The sequence below is a fragment of the Arenicella xantha genome (genome assembly GCF_003315245.1).
Classification (GTDB): Bacteria; Pseudomonadota; Gammaproteobacteria; order Arenicellales; family Arenicellaceae; genus Arenicella; species Arenicella xantha.
This window is the reverse complement of the sequence record NZ_QNRT01000004.1, coordinates 33,412-51,424: the sequence shown is the minus strand read 5'-3', so window position 1 is coordinate 51,424 and position 18,013 is coordinate 33,412. Positions and strand designations below refer to the sequence as shown.

The following is an 18,013-nucleotide window of genomic DNA, read 5'->3' as shown; positions in this document are numbered from 1 at the left end:
GAATAGAATACGCCATTTACTAATGAACAAAATGAAATATACTAAGTCGTACATATGAATAGAATTCAACTTAAAACCGTTAATTAAATGGTCGACTTAAAACGTATTCAGCAATTAGATCTCAACTTGCTCAAGGTGTTCCAAAGCCTTTACGTGGAACAAAACATGACCAAAGCGGCCGAGAGCTTACACATAACTCCGTCCGCGGTAAGCCATGCGATTCGGCGGCTTAGAGATGTTCTGAACGATCCGTTGTTCGTGCGGGCGCAGCAAAAAATGGTGCCCACTCCCGCTTGTCAGCGCATGGCGCCGTTGATTATCGACACACTCACGCGCTTACAACAAATTTTGCAACAATGGGGCGACTTCGACCCGCAGCAGAGTGAGCAGACATTTCGAATTGGTATGCATGATGCGTTAGAAGCATCGGTATTGCCGATCTTATCGTCGGTCCTCGCTAAGCGAGCGCCAAACACCAGCATTGCCAGCGTGAAGGTTGAACGTAACAACTTGACTCGTGAGCTCGCATCGGGACATCTGGATCTAGCCTTGGACGTTGCAATTCCGGCCAAACCACCGGTGCACCATCGCACGCTTTGGTCGAGTCCGTTTTGTGTAATGATGCGAGTCGATCATCCGCTTGCCGGCAAGCTTAACAAACGCAATTATCTTGCCGCTACGCACATCAGCGTGTCTAACAGGCCGCTCGGCATGACGATGGAAGACACCTATTTTCAACAGCGCGGATTAGTGCGCCACATGACGATTCGCTGCCAAAACTATGTGGCCGCGGCAACGATTTTAAAAACCTCAGATCAATTGCTAACGGTGTCTCTGGCGATGTCAGAGCAACTGCTAAATGATCAGCTTTGTGTGGTTGATTCGCCATACGCAATCCCTGAGCTCTCAACCAACCTCTATTGGCATGCCAACACCGAACAAGACGCGGCGTTAAGTTGGTTACGCACGCTCATCATTGACGAAATCAAACCCCTCAATGACAGCGATGCTATTTCCAAATAACTTGCTGCTCGTGCCAATCATCGATTTCCTTTCGAGTCATTTTTAGACCAGCAAAGAGATCATTTAAGCTGCTTTCAATCAGCTCTGAGTAACGCTTCTTTTTGGCTAGCAGTTCATCCATACTGCCGACTTCCGAGTGCTCTAAGAGACGAGAGAAGTAGACATCCCGCAGACTACTCAATGGTTGATCTGTCTTGCCTAATAAACGCTCCCACAACTGTTGGATTCGCCAAAACTGTAGAACTTCAGGCAACTCTTCAAGCCCAGACTCGGTCAAACATTCCGCCAACATTGCATCAAAACTACCGTTGGTGAATTGTTTATCATGGCCATTAATCAGGATCATGCACGAGGCTAAATACTCGGCTTGCATTAAGCCCCCGGTACGCAATTTACTATTCAAATTTTGCATAGGGGTATCACCAATCCGATGGTCAGCAATCCTAGTCCACATTTTTAACGCGTCGCGTAATAATTGATCGTGACTGCGTTCGGCATTAATCATCTCCAACTTAATGTTTTCGATTCGCTTTTCGGCCTGATGATTACCCACCACAACGCGACTTGGTACCAAAGCAATATGTTCCCATGTGTGCGCTCGCTGTCGATGGTGGTTTGCAAAGCTTTCAATGCTTACCGTGGGCGCACCTGAACGACCAGAGGGGCGCAGGCGCGTATCAAGCTCATATAAAATACCCTCACGCATTGGCGTCGAGATAGCGGTTTGCAAGCGACTCACAAATCGTGAAGCCGAATCAATATCTGCCGCGCTCTGATCGAACACAAAAATTAAATCTAGATCAGACATCGGAGACATACGACGCATCGCCACTTTTCCCATGCCAATAATCGACACTGGTGACTCGGTTAAGCCCATATTCTGGGTCACCGACTGCACGGCTAACTCAATCGACTGCTCAGCGAGACGAGTAAGCGCTTCCTGAAAGTCCGGTACCGTGATAGCGCCTTGTAAAAAACTAAGATACAGCTGGTACAGATATTCGTTCACAAATCGACGCATCCGTTCCAGTTGCTCTTCATAACCTTCGGCCTGCAAAACATAGTCACCGTCAAACGGGTCAGGGTACCGCCAATCCTCCTGGACATAGCAATCAATGATATGTGGCGACTGACGCAGCAATGACACCATTGGCGGCGAATACAATAACGGGGGCACAATGCTCCGCAACAGAGCAGGAGACTCAGCAAGTAATCTAAAATACTGCTCGCCACTCGGCAGAGAGCGAAAGAAGTCATGCAGTCGCACAATTATTTCGCTAGCAGTTTGATTGTTGGGCTCGCTGTTTTCATTCAGAAAACTCGCAATACCGCGGGTCAAAGGTACTAAGCGGTGACGTACCTGGTTCGACACGCCATATAAATAATAGCCATTCTCCCACGCCTCAACAATCTCATCGGCTTGAGCGGACAACCCTTCGGGCCAAATGATTGGCTCTTGGTGCGACGATGACTGCTCCGCAAACAATTCGGAAAAGTAGTCATTCACCCAACGCCGCGCTGGATTGATCTGCGACACTAACTGGTTCCACTCAGCGATCCCCAATAAGGTCAATAGCTGCTGTTGCCTTACCGGCTCTGAAGGAATCTGATGTGACTGTTGATTGCCTAGCAGCTGAATCGCATTCTCAATTCTACGCAGCGTCTGATAACTCTCAATTAAGTTATTTGCATCATTTCGATCTAAGCGTTGCTCGTCAGCCAATGCGCTCAACGCTTTCACCGTATTCGGCTGTCGCAGAGAATGCATTCGGCCACCCCAAACTAATTGCAGTGCATTCGCGACGAATTCAACTTCACGAATTCCGCCACTTCCGAGCTTTACATTAAACCCCGCGATTTCCTCGCCTATCGGTTCGCGCCATTGCCGCTGGGTACGCAGCCCTGGATGCTCGAGATTTATTCGCTGCTTAATTTCAGCAAGCTCGTCTAGCGCGCGGTAGTCCAAATTCTGGCGCCAGATAAAAGGCGACAGTTCTGCTAGGAAGCGACTACCCAGCGTTCGGTCACCAGCCACTACACGCGCCTTCATCAGCGCGAGCCGATGCCACGGCGATGCTCGATAAAAATAATAGTCTCTAGCCGCCTTAGTCGACATCGCTAGCGTGGTTGCCGACGCATTCGGACGTAAACGCCAATCAACTCGCCAGACAAAGTCGGTTTGCTCATTCTGCGAGAGCAACCGAGTGAGCGCTTGCAACACACGATGACAAACGTAACTCTTACCGACAACATCTGGCACCGGCAACACATCTGGATCAAAATACGCAACCAGGTCGACATCACTCGATACGTTCAAGTCACAGCCACCCAACTTCCCCATGCCAAGCACCACTAAACCAGGGACCCTCCCTTCGTACTCAACGACCTTGGCAGCAACCGACTTCTCCTTACGTGCGACGATCTGCCATGCAAGCCTCAAGGCAAATTCAATTGTGCAATCAGCAAATTCAGTCCAGAGCTTGCCCCTTTGCGCTGCCGTACCAAATTGCTGTAGTTCTAGATTGGCCCAAAGAAAGGAGTAATCTATCTTTGCCTGCAGTAACACTTGCTCACTGACGTCTGGATCATCTTGCGAGAGAGTATTCAAGCGCTCTCTAATTTGTTTCAAACCAGCTATAAGCCCATCTTGAGTAGCCGAAACATCTACCGAGACGCGACTCTGTAAACGATTCAAATAAGGTGAAGCAAGAATCAAAGAATCGGCATCGGTCATTGGAAATTACCCTCGCTGCTCCATTTTTTTGGCCGCATACCAACAGGATGTGTTGATATGCAATCCGTTTTTTTCCGCCCAGGCGAATCCATGTTCAACCAGTTCGGCGGCTAAACCTAAGCTGCGGTGGCTATCTGGCACGAAAGTACTCCAAAAATCCACTTCGGACGACGCTGACTTGTCCCCAGAGCGGTGATACTTTAAAAAGGCGCGTTGACCATCATCAAGCTGTACATAAAACAGACTCTCTTCAGGTTGGTGTTCAATTTTATAGTTTGACATTTGGATTCTCACTTGAGTTTGCCGTAGTAGTCTACGACAGAACTCATTGGTTTTAAAATTATCAGAGCAAAGCTCGCCGCATCAGCTCTTCACTAAATAGATAGTCGCAGCGCGGTTACTTAACTCAAAAAACAATAGGTTCACGGTGCTCTACCCACTGAGGATATTTTTGCATTACCGACAAAAACACCTCAGCGCTTAACAAGCATTCCAACCACAGTTGTAAGCGTACATAGGGCAATGCATCAAAAGCAGCTTTATCAACAAAAGCAAACTGACGAACAAATGGGAACACCGCCAAATCAATCGTGCTTAACTGAGGCGACACAAGAAACGGCTGTGCACGTTCATCGTCAATCAAGGCCGAGTCTAATAGCGCAAGAAATTTCACTGCCTCAGCAAAGTATTCCGACTGACTGCACTCAGGGTAGCGATCAAAATATTTATAACGATCTAGGTAATGTTTGAATTCGCCGTCGTTGTACTGTACCAATGGGTGCGAGAGCTCTTGCAACTGCCAATCGTCGGCCTTGCCGTGCACTAAAGCGAACCGCATGATTTCTAAACTCTCGTCGATTACGCAATCGCTAGTGATTAAAACCGGCACAGTACCTTTTGGCGAAGCCTGTAATAACGCATCAGGCTTCTGTTTTAACATGACTTCACGCAATTCACATTGCAAGCCCGCTCGCTTGATGGCCATGCGCGCCCGCATGGCATATGGGCAACGTCTGAACGAATAGAGTATTGGCAGGGTTTCTTGAGCCCTCAAAACCTACTTCTCAGAAACGTCGTCTTGGTATCCGAACAACTTACGTTCGACAATTCGTTTGGCTACCACCTCGGGTACACAATTCTCCCAGTCTCCCCGTCCGTGCGGAATCTGTTTAATGACTTCTCGAGCTGAAATCTGCAGATTAGTAACATCTTGAATATCGGCCGAGACCATGGCTCGGTTATGCGTTAAATGCTTCAATAAATAGCTAAGGTCATCACCAACATCGACGCTATCTAAGGTGATCAGCTTGCCATTACGGATACTGGGATACACATACACGTTGGTATTATCCGAGAACAACTTACCAAATGCTTCAAGAATGCCGCCCTCTAAACCCTCGTAATACTCTTCGGCAAATAAGTAATCAAAGTCGAGTACGCTTAACACAATGCCAATACGACTTTGGGTATAACGACGAATCCAAGAACGCAGTCTAAAGAATCGCAAGTAATCTGAGATTAGCACCGAAAATCCCAATTCATTAAGTAAATCAACTCTCGCCAAAAAGTCTGAGTCAGCGTCTTCGCCTCTGCCAGACAATTCGTTCATAGTGATCTCAGCGACCACCAGAATTTTATCCAGCTCAACGCCCTCTTCCTGCGAGAAGTGCTTCACCGCCACTTCTTTCATGTCCATGTGCACTTTCGTTGGTGGCTTAAATGAGCCACGAATAACCACAGTATCTTTTTTGCGAAGAGCCGCAGCGGGCACAATTGACTCACCGCTAGGCGCAAACATCACGGCGCGACAAGACCAACTATGAATTAGATGCAAATTCATTAGTCGGTTCTCCACCTTGGCAAAATCTGGCCCTGAAAAATGAATCAAATCAATCTCGATACGCTTGTCATGCCCCATGCCATCTTGCAAATTATCAATAATCGCCTTGGGGTCATCAGCATGGTAATAAGCGCCGTGCACTAAGTTCACGCCGAGAATACCGAGTGCTTCCGACTGTTGACGGTTGGTGTCGTCAAGCATCCGCACATGCAAGATAATCTCGCTTGGTTCAGCATGCGGTGTAAGTTGACGACGCACTCCGATCCAACCATGACATTCATTCTTTTGACTGTAACTTCGCGCCGTAACGGTCGCCGCATATGAAAAGAAACAACTCTCTTCACCGCGCGACTGATCTAAACGCTTGATCAGCAGTGCATACTCATGTTGTAGCATCTGCTCACAGCGTTCTCGACTGACATAGCGCCCAGCCTTACCGTAGACATCGTCACTAAATTGCATGTCATAGGCAGACATTGTTTTTGCAACAGTTCCGGCGGCAGCTCCAGCGTTAAAAAATTGGCGTGCAGTTTCTTGTCCTGCACCAATTTCGACGATCGTGCCATAGATGCGACTATCAAGGTTAACCTTGAGCGCTTTCTCCTGGGTTAACTTACGGTTCTTACGATTTTCTAAATTAATTTCGGTCATATTTTCATTGGCCGCCAGTGCCATTTCTTAGTTCAAGCAACACCATTGCGTGCGCTTCTATACCTTCTTCGCGACCCGCGAAGCCTAACTGCTCAGTGGTTGTCGCCTTTATGTTTATGCGATCCAATTCGCAGACTAAATCGCCCGCAACATGTTGACGCATTTGCTCGATGTGCGGTGCTAATTTTGGCGCCTGTGCCACAATCGTGCAATCTAGATTACCAATACATGCATGTTTACCGCGCATCAAGGTCGCTACATGACGCAGTAAAACTCGACTATCAGCTCCAGCATAAGCAGAATCAGTATCCGGAAAGTGTTTACCAATATCGCCCAAGGCGAGCGCACCTAAAATTGCATCACAAATGGCGTGCAACAGCACATCGGCATCAGAATGGCCAAGTAAGCCAAGTGAGTGATCGATTTCCACGCCACCCAATATCAGTTTCCGATCCGCAACTAAACGGTGAACATCATAGCCATGGCCTATTCTCATTTTCCGCTCCATCAAACTACTGAGTATCTATTGTACTGCTTTTTGGCCAAGCAAAAACGTAGCCAATGCTAAATCATCGGGGGTTGTTACCTTAATATTGCGCGTTAATCCAGGCACCAATCGTGGCGCGTGCCCAGCCCATTCTAATGCTGAGGCTTCATCAGTGATCGCAATGCCTTGCTCGAGGGCCTGACTTAAACACTCTAACAGCAATTGAAAACGAAACATTTGCGGAGTTTGCGCTAACCAAACGGTAGACCGATCAATCGTAGATTCAACGCGCGGGGTATTTTCAAAGCCCTCTTTGGCGCTAGTAATCGCACGCTTCAGCGTATCGTGTGCCGGTATAGCTAGAATCCCGCCAACCGGGTCACCCGTCAACGTATCAATCAAAGAATCAATCGAACCCTTGGGCAAACAAGGCCGCGCCGCATCATGCACCAATACCCAATCATCCGGCCCTACCTTCGCCTGCAAGACTTTCAACCCATTAAGCACGCTATCAGCCCGAGTCTGGCCTCCGTCAGCCAGCGATACCTTTGGATGGTTACCAATTTCCAACGTCGACCAAACTTGATCGTCGGCGGCAACACAAACGACGACGCCACTAATCGAGGAGTGATCGAGAAATCGCTGGAGTGTGTGTTCAATTATAGGCCGGCCGTTGATATTGAGATATTGTTTCGGCGTGACACTGCGCATGCGCGATCCGACCCCTCCCGCAGGCACCACACACCAATAGCGAGGCTTACTAGTTAATGCTCGTGTGCTTGATGTAGTCATTGATACGACGGTTCAGGATTGACAAACGTACGGCGGTCAGCGGCCAATTATTATTCACAGTAATGTCTGCCACAGCTTGATACAACGGAAGCCTTTCATAATAAAGTCTCGGCAGTGGATGCTGCGGCAACTTCGCTAAACCACGGTTCTGCGAAGGCTTAACGCGACGCATCAAGGTAGCGAGACTTATTTCCAAGTAGATGCAAACACCTTGTTCAGCAAGATGCTGCATCGCTATTTGACTGTAAACAGCACTGCCGCCAGTAGCGATTATCGAGTTCTGTACATCCAGACGATTCAGCACAGAGGCCTCAACCTCACGTAGGTACGCCACACCGCGTAAATTAACGATCTGTTGGATCGGCAGGTTTTGATCCGCCTCGATTAATTTATCGGTATCGATAAAGCGGAGTCCGCGCATTGCTGCCAACCGTCGGCCCAACGTGCTCTTACCGCATCCAGGCATACCGATCAACACTAAGTTAGATCTGGTTTTCATCGAGCTTGATTCAATTCTGTAGCGCTTCTGCCGGAATGCGAGAATCTGTTACCCAGTCGAGGTGCATATCTTCACTTTCAAAGCTGTTGCCGTCTTTATCGACAAAGAAGCGACCAAACGCCACTGAGTTTTTCACGATACTGGCGGAGCCAATACGTGTGTATTCAAAAATAATGCTTTTTGAGATGCGCGCATTCTCTCGAATATGGCAGCCGTGACCAATCCACGTCGGCCCAATAATCATCGCGCCGGCCTCGATTCGCGTTCCGCTACCAATATAAACCGGCCCTTGAATTTCGCAATGCTCCCAATCGATGCTGGTATTTAAACCAACCCAAACGCCCGGACGCACTTGAGTGCCCGGCATTGGAATAGTACGTAACTCCCCCTTCATGATTTTCTGATTAGCTTCCCAGTAATCCCTGATACGGCCAATATCAATCCAATTGAAAGGGATGTCGATGGCATGAAAAGGCAAACCCGCTTCAACTATTTTGGGAAATAAATCGCCCCCAATATCGTATTCCTGGCCTTCCGGTATTAAGTCTAAGACTTGTGGTTCAAAAATATAGATTCCGGTGTTGACCTTATTCGACAATGCATCTTCTACCCGAGGCTTCTCCTGAAACGAGGTTATCTGGCCGTTTTCATCAGACACCACTACACCGTAATCAGATACGTCTTCGGGCTCCACAGCAAGAGTACAGATACTCGCAACCGCGCCACTCTTCCAGTGCTCTCGAACGGCTTTGGTGAGATCCAAGTCAATTAGAGCGTCACCACAAACCACCAAGAAGGTGTCATCGAAAAAGCCGCCAAACTCTTGAATTCGTTTAAGTCCGCCAGCTGAGCCTAGCGCCTCCGAAACAATTTCAGCGTCTTCGATATGGCCTTCAAATGAATAGCCTATTTGAACCCCGAGTCGCTCACCATGACCGAAATAACTTTCAATTTTCTCTGGCAAATGACTGACATTAATCATGATTTCGTCGAACCCATGCCGTGCCAGTTCTTCGATTAAGTATTCCATCACCGGCTTGCCAACAATCGGAATCATCGGTTTGGGCATTTCGTTGGTAAGCGGTCGTACACGGGTCCCTTTACCCGCTGCCAATATCATTGCTTTCATGAGGTCCTTTTACGCGGTAGCGCGGTTAGTTAGGCTTGCTATTCTAGCGTTTTTTTACGGTGATTGGCAGACCAATGCTGGTCTGGCTACTCGTCGTCGCTAATCAAAAAATGGATTACGCTGGGCACAGGCAAACCAGATTGACCGATAGGCCCTGTTGGAGTCGGAGTTGGAGTTGTCACCGGTTGCGCCAAGAACCCAATCACCTCATTGAGTATTAACCGATTGTCTTGACGATCAATGTCAGAACCCGGACCGCCATTCCACATCGGCTGTCGATCAAACATCACAACGATATGGCCAGCGCCAATAGGTCTTAGTACGAGCGCTGCGAACACGGGATCTGAAATAGTCAGCCCTTGGCGTTTCGAAACGGTTCCGGTGTACGGAACCAATATCTCGACTAGACTATCACCATCAGCAATAGCGACAGGCGATACGCCCTCGCCCTCTAGCACCTTGTTGGCGATTGATTGAATTGACGACGTCGCGGCAACGTTGCTTAGCTTTACGCCATCAGCTTGGTCAACGGTCACTTGCATACCATAAGCCGAAATCAAGTTATTGGTGACCGTTTGCCCACGAGGGTTTTGTGCACCAACCTCACGATAATTGCCACCAGCGGCTGAGTCACTGTAGATCAACATGCCACCGCCATCACGTAACCAGGTGTCGAGCACGGCTTTCTCCGAACTTGACCAAATCTTCTGATGCAGACCGAAAACTAATACATCAATATCGCTTAAAAGGCTGGCTGACAATTGCGTATCTTTGTCTCGCACCGAACTTATCGAATGGCCAGCCGCTTCAATCGTCGCCTTGAATTCAGAGAGCCCTTTAGGGCCTGAGTCACTTAGCAACATGGGATCATAAGCCTCGCCTTGGCCTTCATCGAGCACAATACCCTCATCACTCACACCGCCGTGTATGTACACCACTTGCGCCGCAGGAACCGCGGTAAGCCAAAATAGCGTGAAAATCGCGAAAAATGTAACAAGATGTTGGCGTAAAAAACTATTTGAGAGCAGCATAGACAAAGACCCTACGGGCAAATATGGATTGCCCATAGGGTAATCACCTTAGTTAAAGCACATTATCTAATGCGCGACGGCTTTTTGAAAGCACAACTCACCATCCTTTGCATCTACCTGCACAACATCGCCAGGCATGAATTCACCAGCTAGCAAGCGTTGCGCCAGCGGATTCTCAAGCATTGTTTGAATGCTACGCTTCAATGGCCGAGCACCATATACGGGGTCAAACCCAGCCGCACCAACAATATCAAGAGCCTCATCAGTGATATCCAACTTAATATTTTGTTGCTCCAAGCGACGCCGCAAAATATCTACTTGAATAATCGAGATCTTGCGTACATGCGACCGATCAAGACTATGGAACACCACAATATCATCCACTCGATTGATAAACTCGGGTCTAAAGTGCGCTCTCACACTTTCCATAACCCGCTCTTTCATCGACGCATAATCACCTTCATGATCATGAATACTCTGAGAGCCAAGGTTTGAGGTCATAATGATCACGCAGTTTTTGAAGTCAACCGTGCGGCCTTGCCCATCAGTAAGCCGACCGTCATCCAATACCTGTAACAGAATATTAAACACATCGGGATGCGCCTTCTCTACCTCGTCGAGCAAAATTACGGAATAAGGCTTACGTCGAACCGCTTCGGTTAAATAGCCACCCTCCTCATAACCGACATAACCGGGAGGCGCCCCAATCAAGCGAGCTACAGAATGTTTTTCCATAAACTCAGACATATCAATTCGCACCATTGCGTCATCAGTATCAAACATAAACTCGGCTAAAGCCTTAGTAAGCTCAGTTTTACCGACACCCGTTGGGCCTAAAAACAGGAAGGAACCAGACGGACGGTCTGGGTCAGACAATCCCGCACGCGACCGACGTAACGCATCCGCGACGGCACTAATCGCCTCATTCTGCCCGATAACACGTTGATGCAAATTATCTTCAATTTGCAGAAGTTTCTCGCGTTCGCCTTGAAGCATTTTGGCGACCGGTATACCGGTCCAATTTGCCACCACCTCGGCGATCTCCTCTTCGGTTACATTGCTACGCAATAACTGATTTGGCTCGCCACTGCGCTCATTACTCTGCGCTTGTTTGAGTTGCAACTCTAGCTCGGGGATCACAGCGTATTGCAGCTCTGACATCTTGGCTAAGTTTCCTGCACGCTGAGCGACATCCATTTCAAGACGCGCAGACTCAAGCTCTTCTTTAATATGCTGGGCGCCATGCACCGCGGATTTTTCAGCCATCCAAATTTCGTTCAGCTCACCGAACTCTTTTTCGAACTCGTCAATTTCAGATTCTAGATCTTTTAGGCGCTTCTTAGATGCATCATCACTTTCTTTGCGCATCGCTTCACGTTCAATTTTGCGCCGAATGATCTGCCGCTCAAGCTTGTCCATTGACTCCGGCTTGGAGTCGATCTCCATACGGATACGACTGGCCGCTTCATCGATCAAATCAATCGCCTTATCCGGCAGGTTTCGGTCAGTAATGTATCGGTGCGACAACGTTGCGGCCGACACTATCGCTGGGTCAGTGATATCGACGCCGTGATGAACCTCATACTTTTCCTTTAATCCACGCAGAATAGCAATGGTGTCTTCCACCGATGGCTCGTCCACGACGATCTTCTGAAAACGCCGCTCCAATGCCGCATCCTTCTCAATAAATTGGCGATATTCGTTTAAAGTGGTTGCGCCAACGCAATGTAACTCACCTCGCGCTAATGCCGGTTTAAGCATATTACCGGCATCCATCGCACCTTCGGCCTTGCCAGCACCGACCATGGTATGCAGCTCATCAATAAATAAAATAATCTGACCTTCTTGTTTAGACAGATCCTTGAGCACTGCTTTGAGACGCTCTTCAAACTCGCCACGAAACTTAGCACCGGCGATCAGCGCGCCCAAGTCCAATGATAATAAACGTTTATTTTTGATGCCCTCGGGTACTTCACCATTAATAATTCGTTGCGCCAAACCCTCGACAATCGCCGTTTTACCGACACCGGGCTCTCCGATCAGCACTGGGTTATTCTTGGTACGTCGTTGTAGCACCTGGATGGTGCGACGAATTTCATCATCGCGGCCGATTACCGGGTCTAGCTTGCCGCGTTCGGCTCGCTCGGTGAGGTCAATCGTGTACTTTTCCAACGCTTGCATAGTGTCTTCTGAGTTCGCATCATCGATATTGGAACCCCCGCGCACGTCTTCCACCGCCTTTTCAAGCGATTCCTTGGTCGCTCCGGCCTCGCGCAACAATACTCCAGCTTTATCTTTGTCTCGAATCAGCGCCAATAAAAACAAGTCACTGGAGATAAACGAATCACCGCGCTCTTGTGACAATTTGTCAGCCACATTAATGATTCTCGCAGTTTGTTGCGACAAATGTACGTCGCCATCTTGCCCTTGAACTTGCGGCAACTCAGATAAGCCCTTATTAATAAGATCGCTTAGTGCTCGGTCTTGTACACCAACACGAGCCAGTAACGGTCGAACACTGCCGCCATCTTGCTGGAACATTGCGGCCAACACATGAATTGGCTCGATGAATTGGTGGTCTTTACCCACCGCCATACTTTGCGCATCCGCTAACGCAAGTTGAAATTTTGAAGTCAGTTTATCCATTCTCATGGAGCACCTCTGTTAGGTTAAATTCTCTGTACTTTATTTAAGGCAGATTCAGCAAAAAGCAAGCGCTCGGTTTGTGACGCGGTCTGGCTTTCTGGTATTCTGCGTGAGCACGGTGAGACAACGACACGGCTAAGCTTAGAATACGCCTAATGATCACCACCGAACTTTTTTTCATAGAGGCCTCTTGATGCAACACCCGCTACCAAACCAAAAAGTAATAAAACGACTCGTGAAATATGCACTTCGCGAGGACATTGGAAGCGGCGATTTGACCGCTCGACTAACCCCGAAGAAAAGCTTGATTGACGGTAAAATCATTACACGTGAAGTCGGCGTTGTATGCGGAACAGCTTGGGTAGACGAAGTATTTCGCAAAGTCGGAAAACGACATAAGACCGAGATCAAAATCGATTGGAAAGTGGCCGACGGCGACCAAGTTGAACCCAATCAGGTTCTGTGTCGGTTCGAAGGCCGCGCGCATCCCATACTATCCGGCGAGCGCACCGCACTGAATATATTACAAACACTGTCCGGCACAGCCACTATTGCTCGAACCTATGCCGACGCTATAGCCCACACCAAAGCTCGCTTATTAGACACACGCAAGACCTTACCAATGATGCGTGAGGCACAGAAATACGCAGTATTATGTGGTGGTGGCGTTAATCACCGCATGGGCCTATACGACGGCATTATCATTAAAGAAAATCACCTACGAAGCGGCAAAAGCTTAGAACGTATTGTTGCCGACGCCATTGCATCAATGCCTGAAGGCACCTTGGTTGAGCTTGAAGTTGAGAATATGGAAGAGCTAAAGCGTGGTCTACATGCGGGCGCCAAACGCATCATGTTGGATGATTTCAGTTTGGACGATATGCGCGAAGCGGTAAACCTTACCGGCAACCAAGCCGACCTCGAAGCTTCCGGCGGAGTAACCTTAAGTAGCATCGCCGCGATCGCGGAAACTGGGGTAGATTTTATCTCGTCGGGGTCAATTACCAAGCACGTTCGCGCGTTAGATTTATCGATGCTGTTCGATTATCAATAGTAACGACAGTTTCTTTACTAGGGTTCTTTCATACTAGTTACTTGGTTGGGAGCTCAAAACCTATCTCAACAGAGATCGCCCCAGCCATGCGACTGCTCATGCTTGCATGAGTATTATTATAAGCAAGAGAAACAAGCCCCTAAAACCGACATACATGCTTAAACATCTAATCAGCACCGCCTCGGCTATCTGGGTCATTAGCAGCCTGCTGCTTGGTGTAGTCGTGTTGATTCCGGTTTCAATTATTCGAGCGCTCTGCCCGGCGCAACCAGTGGTTCGCGGCTGCGATTACTTGGTAGATCGAATCTATCGCTATGCAGTATGGATGGACAGTTTTTGGATGCAACGCGTGGTCGGTATCAGGCTAGTGATTAACGGAGAGTTTAACGCTCACCCAGCACCGATTGTTATCTGTAACCACCAATCATGGTTTGATATTCCGCTCGTGCAAGAAGTCATTACCGGCCACGGACCAATTGTTAAGTTTCTGGTTAAACGTGAATTAGTGTGGCTACCAATCGTTGGCTGGATTTGTTTAGCATTAAACTTCCCTCGCGTGCGACGCAATAAGGACAGCAGCAGTCGCGAGAATGATTTCTCAATTATCCAAAAAGCCACGCAAAAGCATTCTCAATCTCAAGGTGCGCTGTTGGTCTTTCCGGAAGGAACACGGTACACAAAGGCCAAGAAAGATGCCCAGCAGGTTACATATCAACATCTTCTACTACCTAAGTCGGGGGGGCTAAAAATCATTAAGCAACACGTTGCACCAGACACCCCTTTGATCGATATAACAATTGACTACCATCAGCAGAATGTCAATATATGGAATTGCTTGCATGGTGACCCGCGCATTATCACCATCACACTCAGCCATTTTCAACTACGAGAAATTGATGATGTCGAGATTTGGTTAAACCAGCGCTGGTCGGAGAAAGACAAGCTGTTTGCCAGCAAGGCTGACATGACTGCTAGCTTTGACTAATTTTATTTAAACCCTCGATGGCCCATTTCACAATGTCTATTTAGTGCGTGTGGCTTAAGATAACTAGTCACTCCGTGGCAAACTCGAGAATTCATCATGCCTAAGTTATTCAGAGCTCTTACAATTTTAATAGGCGTGCTTAGCTTAAATAGTTGCTCCACTGAGCCAGCGGAGACGATCTATCTGGCTCGAGAGATAGTCACAATGGATACGTCAAACCCTTCGGCACAGGCAGTTTACGTTAAGGACCAAAAAATCGCTGCACTGGGCAGTCTGGCTCAACTGCAGCTTGATTACCCCAGCGCAACCGTGGATAACACATTTGAAAACCAAGTAATCCTGCCCGGCTTAATAGACCCGCACGTGCATATGATTCTAGGCGCGATGATTTACTCACGCCCCTTCACTCCACCATGGGATATGCCAACGCCAGATGGCTTGGTTGCCGGCCTACCCAACAAGGCGAGCCTACTTGCACGATTACGCGAATTAGATGCGGAACTAGCAGAAGGCGACCCGCTAATAACCTATGGTTATCATAATTTAGTGCACGGTGACTTAACCAAGCAAGACCTAGACACTGTTTCCAGCACTAGACCGATCCTTATATGGCATTACTCAGGACACGACTTCTATTTAAATAGCGCAGCCCTTAAATGGGCCGATGTTGACAAATCTCTGAGCGAACAATTTGTTGGCATTGACCTAGACGACAACGGAGAATTAACCGGACGCTTATACGAGGATGCGCCAAAATACCTGTTCAATAAACTCGCCATGCATATATTGACGCCAAACAACATTGGTCGCGGGTTCACTGGATTCGAGAAGATGCTAGCGCGTTCCGGTGTCACAACGGTGGCCGAGTTAGGGTATGGCTTATTTGGCCGACGACTTGAAGACATCTACTACTTTCTTGAATACACGGAAAGTGACCCTTATCGCTTGTACCTAGTGCCCGAGCATCGAGCGTTTTATGACGCCTACCAAGAAGATACCGTCGCCACTATCACTGACCTTGCCAGTAATACTGAGTCAAGCGGTACGCCGCAAGTCTTGCCACAAGTGAAATTTTTTACCGACGCCGCATTCTACTCACAGACGATGCGACTCGATGAACCGGGGTACCTAAGTGGTCAATCAGCTGGGACTCAAGGACTGTGGGTCACTCCCCAGCCGGGTTTAGCCGAGGCTATGAATCCCTATTGGAAGGCAGGAATTCAAATCCGTATTCATTCGAACGGTGATGCTGCCCAGTCCGCTACCTTACAGGCCTTTTCCGAATTACAGCAACGCTCGCCAATGCCTAAGCAACGCTTTGTCATCGAACATGCCGGGCTTCTCAACCCGTCACACATCAAGTCAATTTCACGTCTTAACGGCGGAGTATCTGCCGCTAGCCATTACGTGTATTACATGGGCGATGACTACCGAGAGGCATTGGGCGATCGCGTGGCACAAATCACCCCGCTTGCGTCACTAAAGCGAGCGTCGGTTCCATCATCGCTCCACTCTGACGCGCCATTGGCGCCACCATCACCATTGCAGGCCGCTGCGGTACATATAACGCGCGAAACAAGACATAACAATGTATCAACTGACAGTGAGGCCCTTACGCCGTACCAGGCGTTGCAAGCGATCACCATTGATGCCGCATGGGCGCTGGGGCTGGAAAAAGAGTTGGGCTCAATTTCGCTTGGCAAGCAAGCTGACTTCACAATAGTGGCGGACAACCCTCTGTCAGTCGCCGCCGCAAAATGGAAAGATATTGGCATTTGGGGCGTGGTACTACGTGGCGAAAAACGACCTGTCGACAGCGCTAATTAAGCACGCATATTACCTAGCCGCAGGCAGGTGACAGGCTTCGCTCTAAACACCATCCAAGTATAAAAGAGAAATACCTAGTCACTTCCAGCCATTCACCTAAGCCATTAAAAAAGCCCGTAGCGTTTCCGCATACGGGCTTTTAATCACGTCAAAGAGAGCTTAGTTCAACTTTTCTTTGATGCGTGCTGCACGACCAGTCAACTCGCGCAAGTAATATAGCTTGGCACGACGAACCGCACCGCGACGCTTAACAGTCACAGAATCAATCATTGGGCTATGTGTTTGAAATACTCGCTCAACACCTTCACCGTAGGAAATTTTACGTACCGTAAATGCAGAATGCAGGCCACGATTACGCTTAGCGATAACCACACCTTCATAGGCTTGCAAACGCTCGCGAGTGCCTTCCTTAATTTTCACTTGAACCACAACTGTATCGCCTGGACCGAAGTCAGGGATGTTGGTGCTCATCTGTTCGTTGTTGATTTCGTCAATTATGTTAGTCATTTCAATCTCCGGCGATACTGTTTGACGCGTTATTGCTCAAAGGAAGTACCGTCTAAATTACGCTTATATTCATCCAACAAACGAACCTGTTCATCTGTTAGCTCTAATTCTTCAAGCAATTCAGGTCGTCGCTGCCATGTACGGCCTAACGCCTGTTGCTCACGCCATCGCTCAATGGCTTGATGGTCACCACTTAGCAACACATCTGGAACGACTTTGCCACCAAACTCGCGTGGCTTGGTGTAATGCGGGCAATCTAACAAGCCTTTTACAAAAGAATCTTGCTGTGCCGAAGCACTATTACCTAAACTCTCCGGCAACAAACGCGCTACTGCGTCAATCATCACCATAGCGGGAAGCTCCCCACCTGAAAGCACATAGTCACCAATCGACCATTCTTCATCAACCAACGAATCTAGCACTCGTTCATCAATTCCTTCATAGCGCCCCGCCAGTAACACTAAAGACTGGCGTGATGCAAAATCTTGTGCCGCAGCGTGATCAAATTGCTTACCCTGTGGGCTCAAGTAAATAACCTTAGCCTCTGGTCCTGCTGCAGCTTTCGCTGCATTGATCACTTTGCTCATGGGTTCTGGCTTCATCACCATACCCGGTCCACCACCAAATGGTCTTGCGTCGACCGTATTGTGCTTATCATCAGCATAATCTCGTGGATTATGGATAGTCAGCGACAATATGCTTTGACCAATTGCTCGACCTATCACACCATGCTCAGAAATCGCTCTAAACATGTCTGGAAAAATCGATATAACATGACAATCCACTATTCCAGGCCCTCGTTGCGTTA

The 18,013-nt window shown here is 48.3% G+C and carries 16 protein-coding genes; 4 read left to right on the top strand and 12 right to left on the bottom strand.

Annotated features, from left to right (window positions below):
- Positions 1-87 precede the first annotated feature (87 nt).
- On the top strand, positions 88-1,023 hold the full coding sequence (locus tag DFR28_RS13910) for a LysR family transcriptional regulator (protein ID WP_113954986.1): 936 nt from the start codon (positions 88-90) through the stop codon (positions 1,021-1,023).
- On the opposite strand, the gene DFR28_RS13905 is transcribed toward DFR28_RS13910, so the two are convergent.
- The 10 genes from DFR28_RS13905 to clpB form a co-directional block, all read right to left on the bottom strand.
- Positions 1,010-3,757 (bottom strand): [protein-PII] uridylyltransferase family protein, encoded by a 2,748-nt coding sequence (locus DFR28_RS13905; protein ID WP_113954985.1) that lies wholly within the window; start codon positions 3,755-3,757, stop codon positions 1,010-1,012. The two genes, DFR28_RS13910 and DFR28_RS13905, sit on opposite strands and share 14 nt — an antisense overlap.
- Positions 3,758-3,763: 6 nt before the next feature.
- Positions 3,764-4,039: a GNAT family N-acetyltransferase gene (locus DFR28_RS13900; protein ID WP_113954984.1), complete on the bottom strand. Its 276-nt coding sequence runs from the start codon at positions 4,037-4,039 to the stop codon at positions 3,764-3,766.
- A gap of 124 nt (positions 4,040-4,163) precedes the next feature.
- Positions 4,164-4,811 (bottom strand): glutathione S-transferase, encoded by a 648-nt coding sequence (locus DFR28_RS13895; protein ID WP_281268391.1) that lies wholly within the window; start codon positions 4,809-4,811, stop codon positions 4,164-4,166.
- A gap of 3 nt (positions 4,812-4,814) precedes the next feature.
- Positions 4,815-6,248: a TonB-dependent receptor gene (locus DFR28_RS13890; protein ID WP_113955253.1), complete on the bottom strand. Its 1,434-nt coding sequence runs from the start codon at positions 6,246-6,248 to the stop codon at positions 4,815-4,817.
- 4 nt (positions 6,249-6,252) lie between these two features.
- Positions 6,253-6,744, bottom strand: coding sequence for a 2-C-methyl-D-erythritol 2,4-cyclodiphosphate synthase (gene ispF / locus DFR28_RS13885; protein ID WP_113955252.1), 492 nt, complete (start codon positions 6,742-6,744; stop codon positions 6,253-6,255).
- 27 nt (positions 6,745-6,771) lie between these two features.
- Positions 6,772-7,527 (bottom strand): 2-C-methyl-D-erythritol 4-phosphate cytidylyltransferase, encoded by a 756-nt coding sequence (gene ispD / locus DFR28_RS13880; RefSeq protein ID WP_113954982.1) that lies wholly within the window; start codon positions 7,525-7,527, stop codon positions 6,772-6,774.
- Positions 7,496-8,026 (bottom strand): shikimate kinase, encoded by a 531-nt coding sequence (locus DFR28_RS13875; RefSeq protein ID WP_113954981.1) that lies wholly within the window; start codon positions 8,024-8,026, stop codon positions 7,496-7,498. Before DFR28_RS13875 ends, ispD begins: the two co-directional genes overlap by 32 nt.
- Before the next feature lie 10 nt (positions 8,027-8,036).
- Positions 8,037-9,155 (bottom strand): nucleotidyltransferase family protein, encoded by a 1,119-nt coding sequence (locus tag DFR28_RS13870; RefSeq protein ID WP_113954980.1) that lies wholly within the window; start codon positions 9,153-9,155, stop codon positions 8,037-8,039.
- Positions 9,156-9,241: 86 nt separating this feature from the next.
- The gene (locus DFR28_RS13865; protein ID WP_147251023.1) at positions 9,242-10,222 is read right to left on the bottom strand and encodes a DUF4350 domain-containing protein; all 981 of its coding nucleotides are present in this window, start codon (positions 10,220-10,222) and stop codon (positions 9,242-9,244) included.
- Between the two features lie 30 nt (positions 10,223-10,252).
- Positions 10,253-12,832, bottom strand: coding sequence for an ATP-dependent chaperone ClpB (gene clpB / locus DFR28_RS13860; RefSeq protein WP_113954978.1), 2,580 nt, complete (start codon positions 12,830-12,832; stop codon positions 10,253-10,255).
- Positions 12,833-13,025: 193 nt separating this feature from the next.
- Between clpB and nadC the strand changes: the two genes are divergently transcribed.
- The 3 genes from nadC to DFR28_RS13845 all read left to right on the top strand — a co-directional run bounded on the left by nadC (position 13,026) and on the right by DFR28_RS13845 (position 16,698).
- The gene (gene nadC, locus DFR28_RS13855) at positions 13,026-13,886 is read left to right on the top strand and encodes a carboxylating nicotinate-nucleotide diphosphorylase (RefSeq protein WP_113954977.1); all 861 of its coding nucleotides are present in this window, start codon (positions 13,026-13,028) and stop codon (positions 13,884-13,886) included.
- Between the two features lie 154 nt (positions 13,887-14,040).
- Positions 14,041-14,871: a 1-acyl-sn-glycerol-3-phosphate acyltransferase gene (locus tag DFR28_RS13850; protein WP_170132108.1), complete on the top strand. Its 831-nt coding sequence runs from the start codon at positions 14,041-14,043 to the stop codon at positions 14,869-14,871.
- A 96-nt stretch (positions 14,872-14,967) separates the two neighbouring features.
- Positions 14,968-16,698: an amidohydrolase gene (locus DFR28_RS13845; protein WP_113954975.1), complete on the top strand. Its 1,731-nt coding sequence runs from the start codon at positions 14,968-14,970 to the stop codon at positions 16,696-16,698.
- Between the two features lie 159 nt (positions 16,699-16,857).
- On the opposite strand, the gene rplS is transcribed toward DFR28_RS13845, so the two are convergent.
- Positions 16,858-17,205 carry a 50S ribosomal protein L19 gene (rplS, locus tag DFR28_RS13840; RefSeq protein ID WP_113954974.1) on the bottom strand — a complete coding sequence of 116 codons (348 nt, stop codon included), beginning with the start codon at positions 17,203-17,205 and terminating at the stop codon, positions 16,858-16,860.
- A gap of 29 nt (positions 17,206-17,234) precedes the next feature.
- Entirely contained in the window at positions 17,235-17,990 is a 756-nt protein-coding gene (trmD, locus tag DFR28_RS13835; protein ID WP_113954973.1) for a tRNA (guanosine(37)-N1)-methyltransferase TrmD, read from the bottom strand.
- Positions 17,991-18,013: the final 23 nt, after the last annotated feature.

Bases quoted from the DNA above. Each gene is read 5' to 3' on its own strand.
- nadC (WP_113954977.1), top strand. From the start codon at position 13,026: ATGCAACACCCGCTACCAAACCAAAAAGTAATAAAACGACTCGTGAAA.
- DFR28_RS13850 (WP_170132108.1), top strand. From the start codon at position 14,041: ATGCTTAAACATCTAATCAGCACCGCCTCGGCTATCTGGGTCATTAGC.
- DFR28_RS13870 (WP_113954980.1), bottom strand. From the start codon at position 9,155: ATGAAAGCAATGATATTGGCAGCGGGTAAAGGGACCCGTGTACGACCG.
- DFR28_RS13910 (WP_113954986.1), top strand. From the start codon at position 88: ATGGTCGACTTAAAACGTATTCAGCAATTAGATCTCAACTTGCTCAAG.
- DFR28_RS13890 (WP_113955253.1), bottom strand. From the start codon at position 6,248: ATGACCGAAATTAATTTAGAAAATCGTAAGAACCGTAAGTTAACCCAG.
- ispF (WP_113955252.1), bottom strand. From the start codon at position 6,744: ATGAGAATAGGCCATGGCTATGATGTTCACCGTTTAGTTGCGGATCGG.
- DFR28_RS13865 (WP_147251023.1), bottom strand. From the start codon at position 10,222: ATGGGCAATCCATATTTGCCCGTAGGGTCTTTGTCTATGCTGCTCTCA.
- DFR28_RS13875 (WP_113954981.1), bottom strand. From the start codon at position 8,026: ATGAAAACCAGATCTAACTTAGTGTTGATCGGTATGCCTGGATGCGGT.
- DFR28_RS13905 (WP_113954985.1), bottom strand. From the start codon at position 3,757: ATGACCGATGCCGATTCTTTGATTCTTGCTTCACCTTATTTGAATCGT.
- clpB (WP_113954978.1), bottom strand. From the start codon at position 12,832: ATGGATAAACTGACTTCAAAATTTCAACTTGCGTTAGCGGATGCGCAA.
- rplS (WP_113954974.1), bottom strand. From the start codon at position 17,205: ATGACTAACATAATTGACGAAATCAACAACGAACAGATGAGCACCAAC.
- DFR28_RS13845 (WP_113954975.1), top strand. From the start codon at position 14,968: ATGCCTAAGTTATTCAGAGCTCTTACAATTTTAATAGGCGTGCTTAGC.
- ispD (WP_113954982.1), bottom strand. From the start codon at position 7,527: ATGACTACATCAAGCACACGAGCATTAACTAGTAAGCCTCGCTATTGG.
- DFR28_RS13900 (WP_113954984.1), bottom strand. From the start codon at position 4,039: ATGTCAAACTATAAAATTGAACACCAACCTGAAGAGAGTCTGTTTTAT.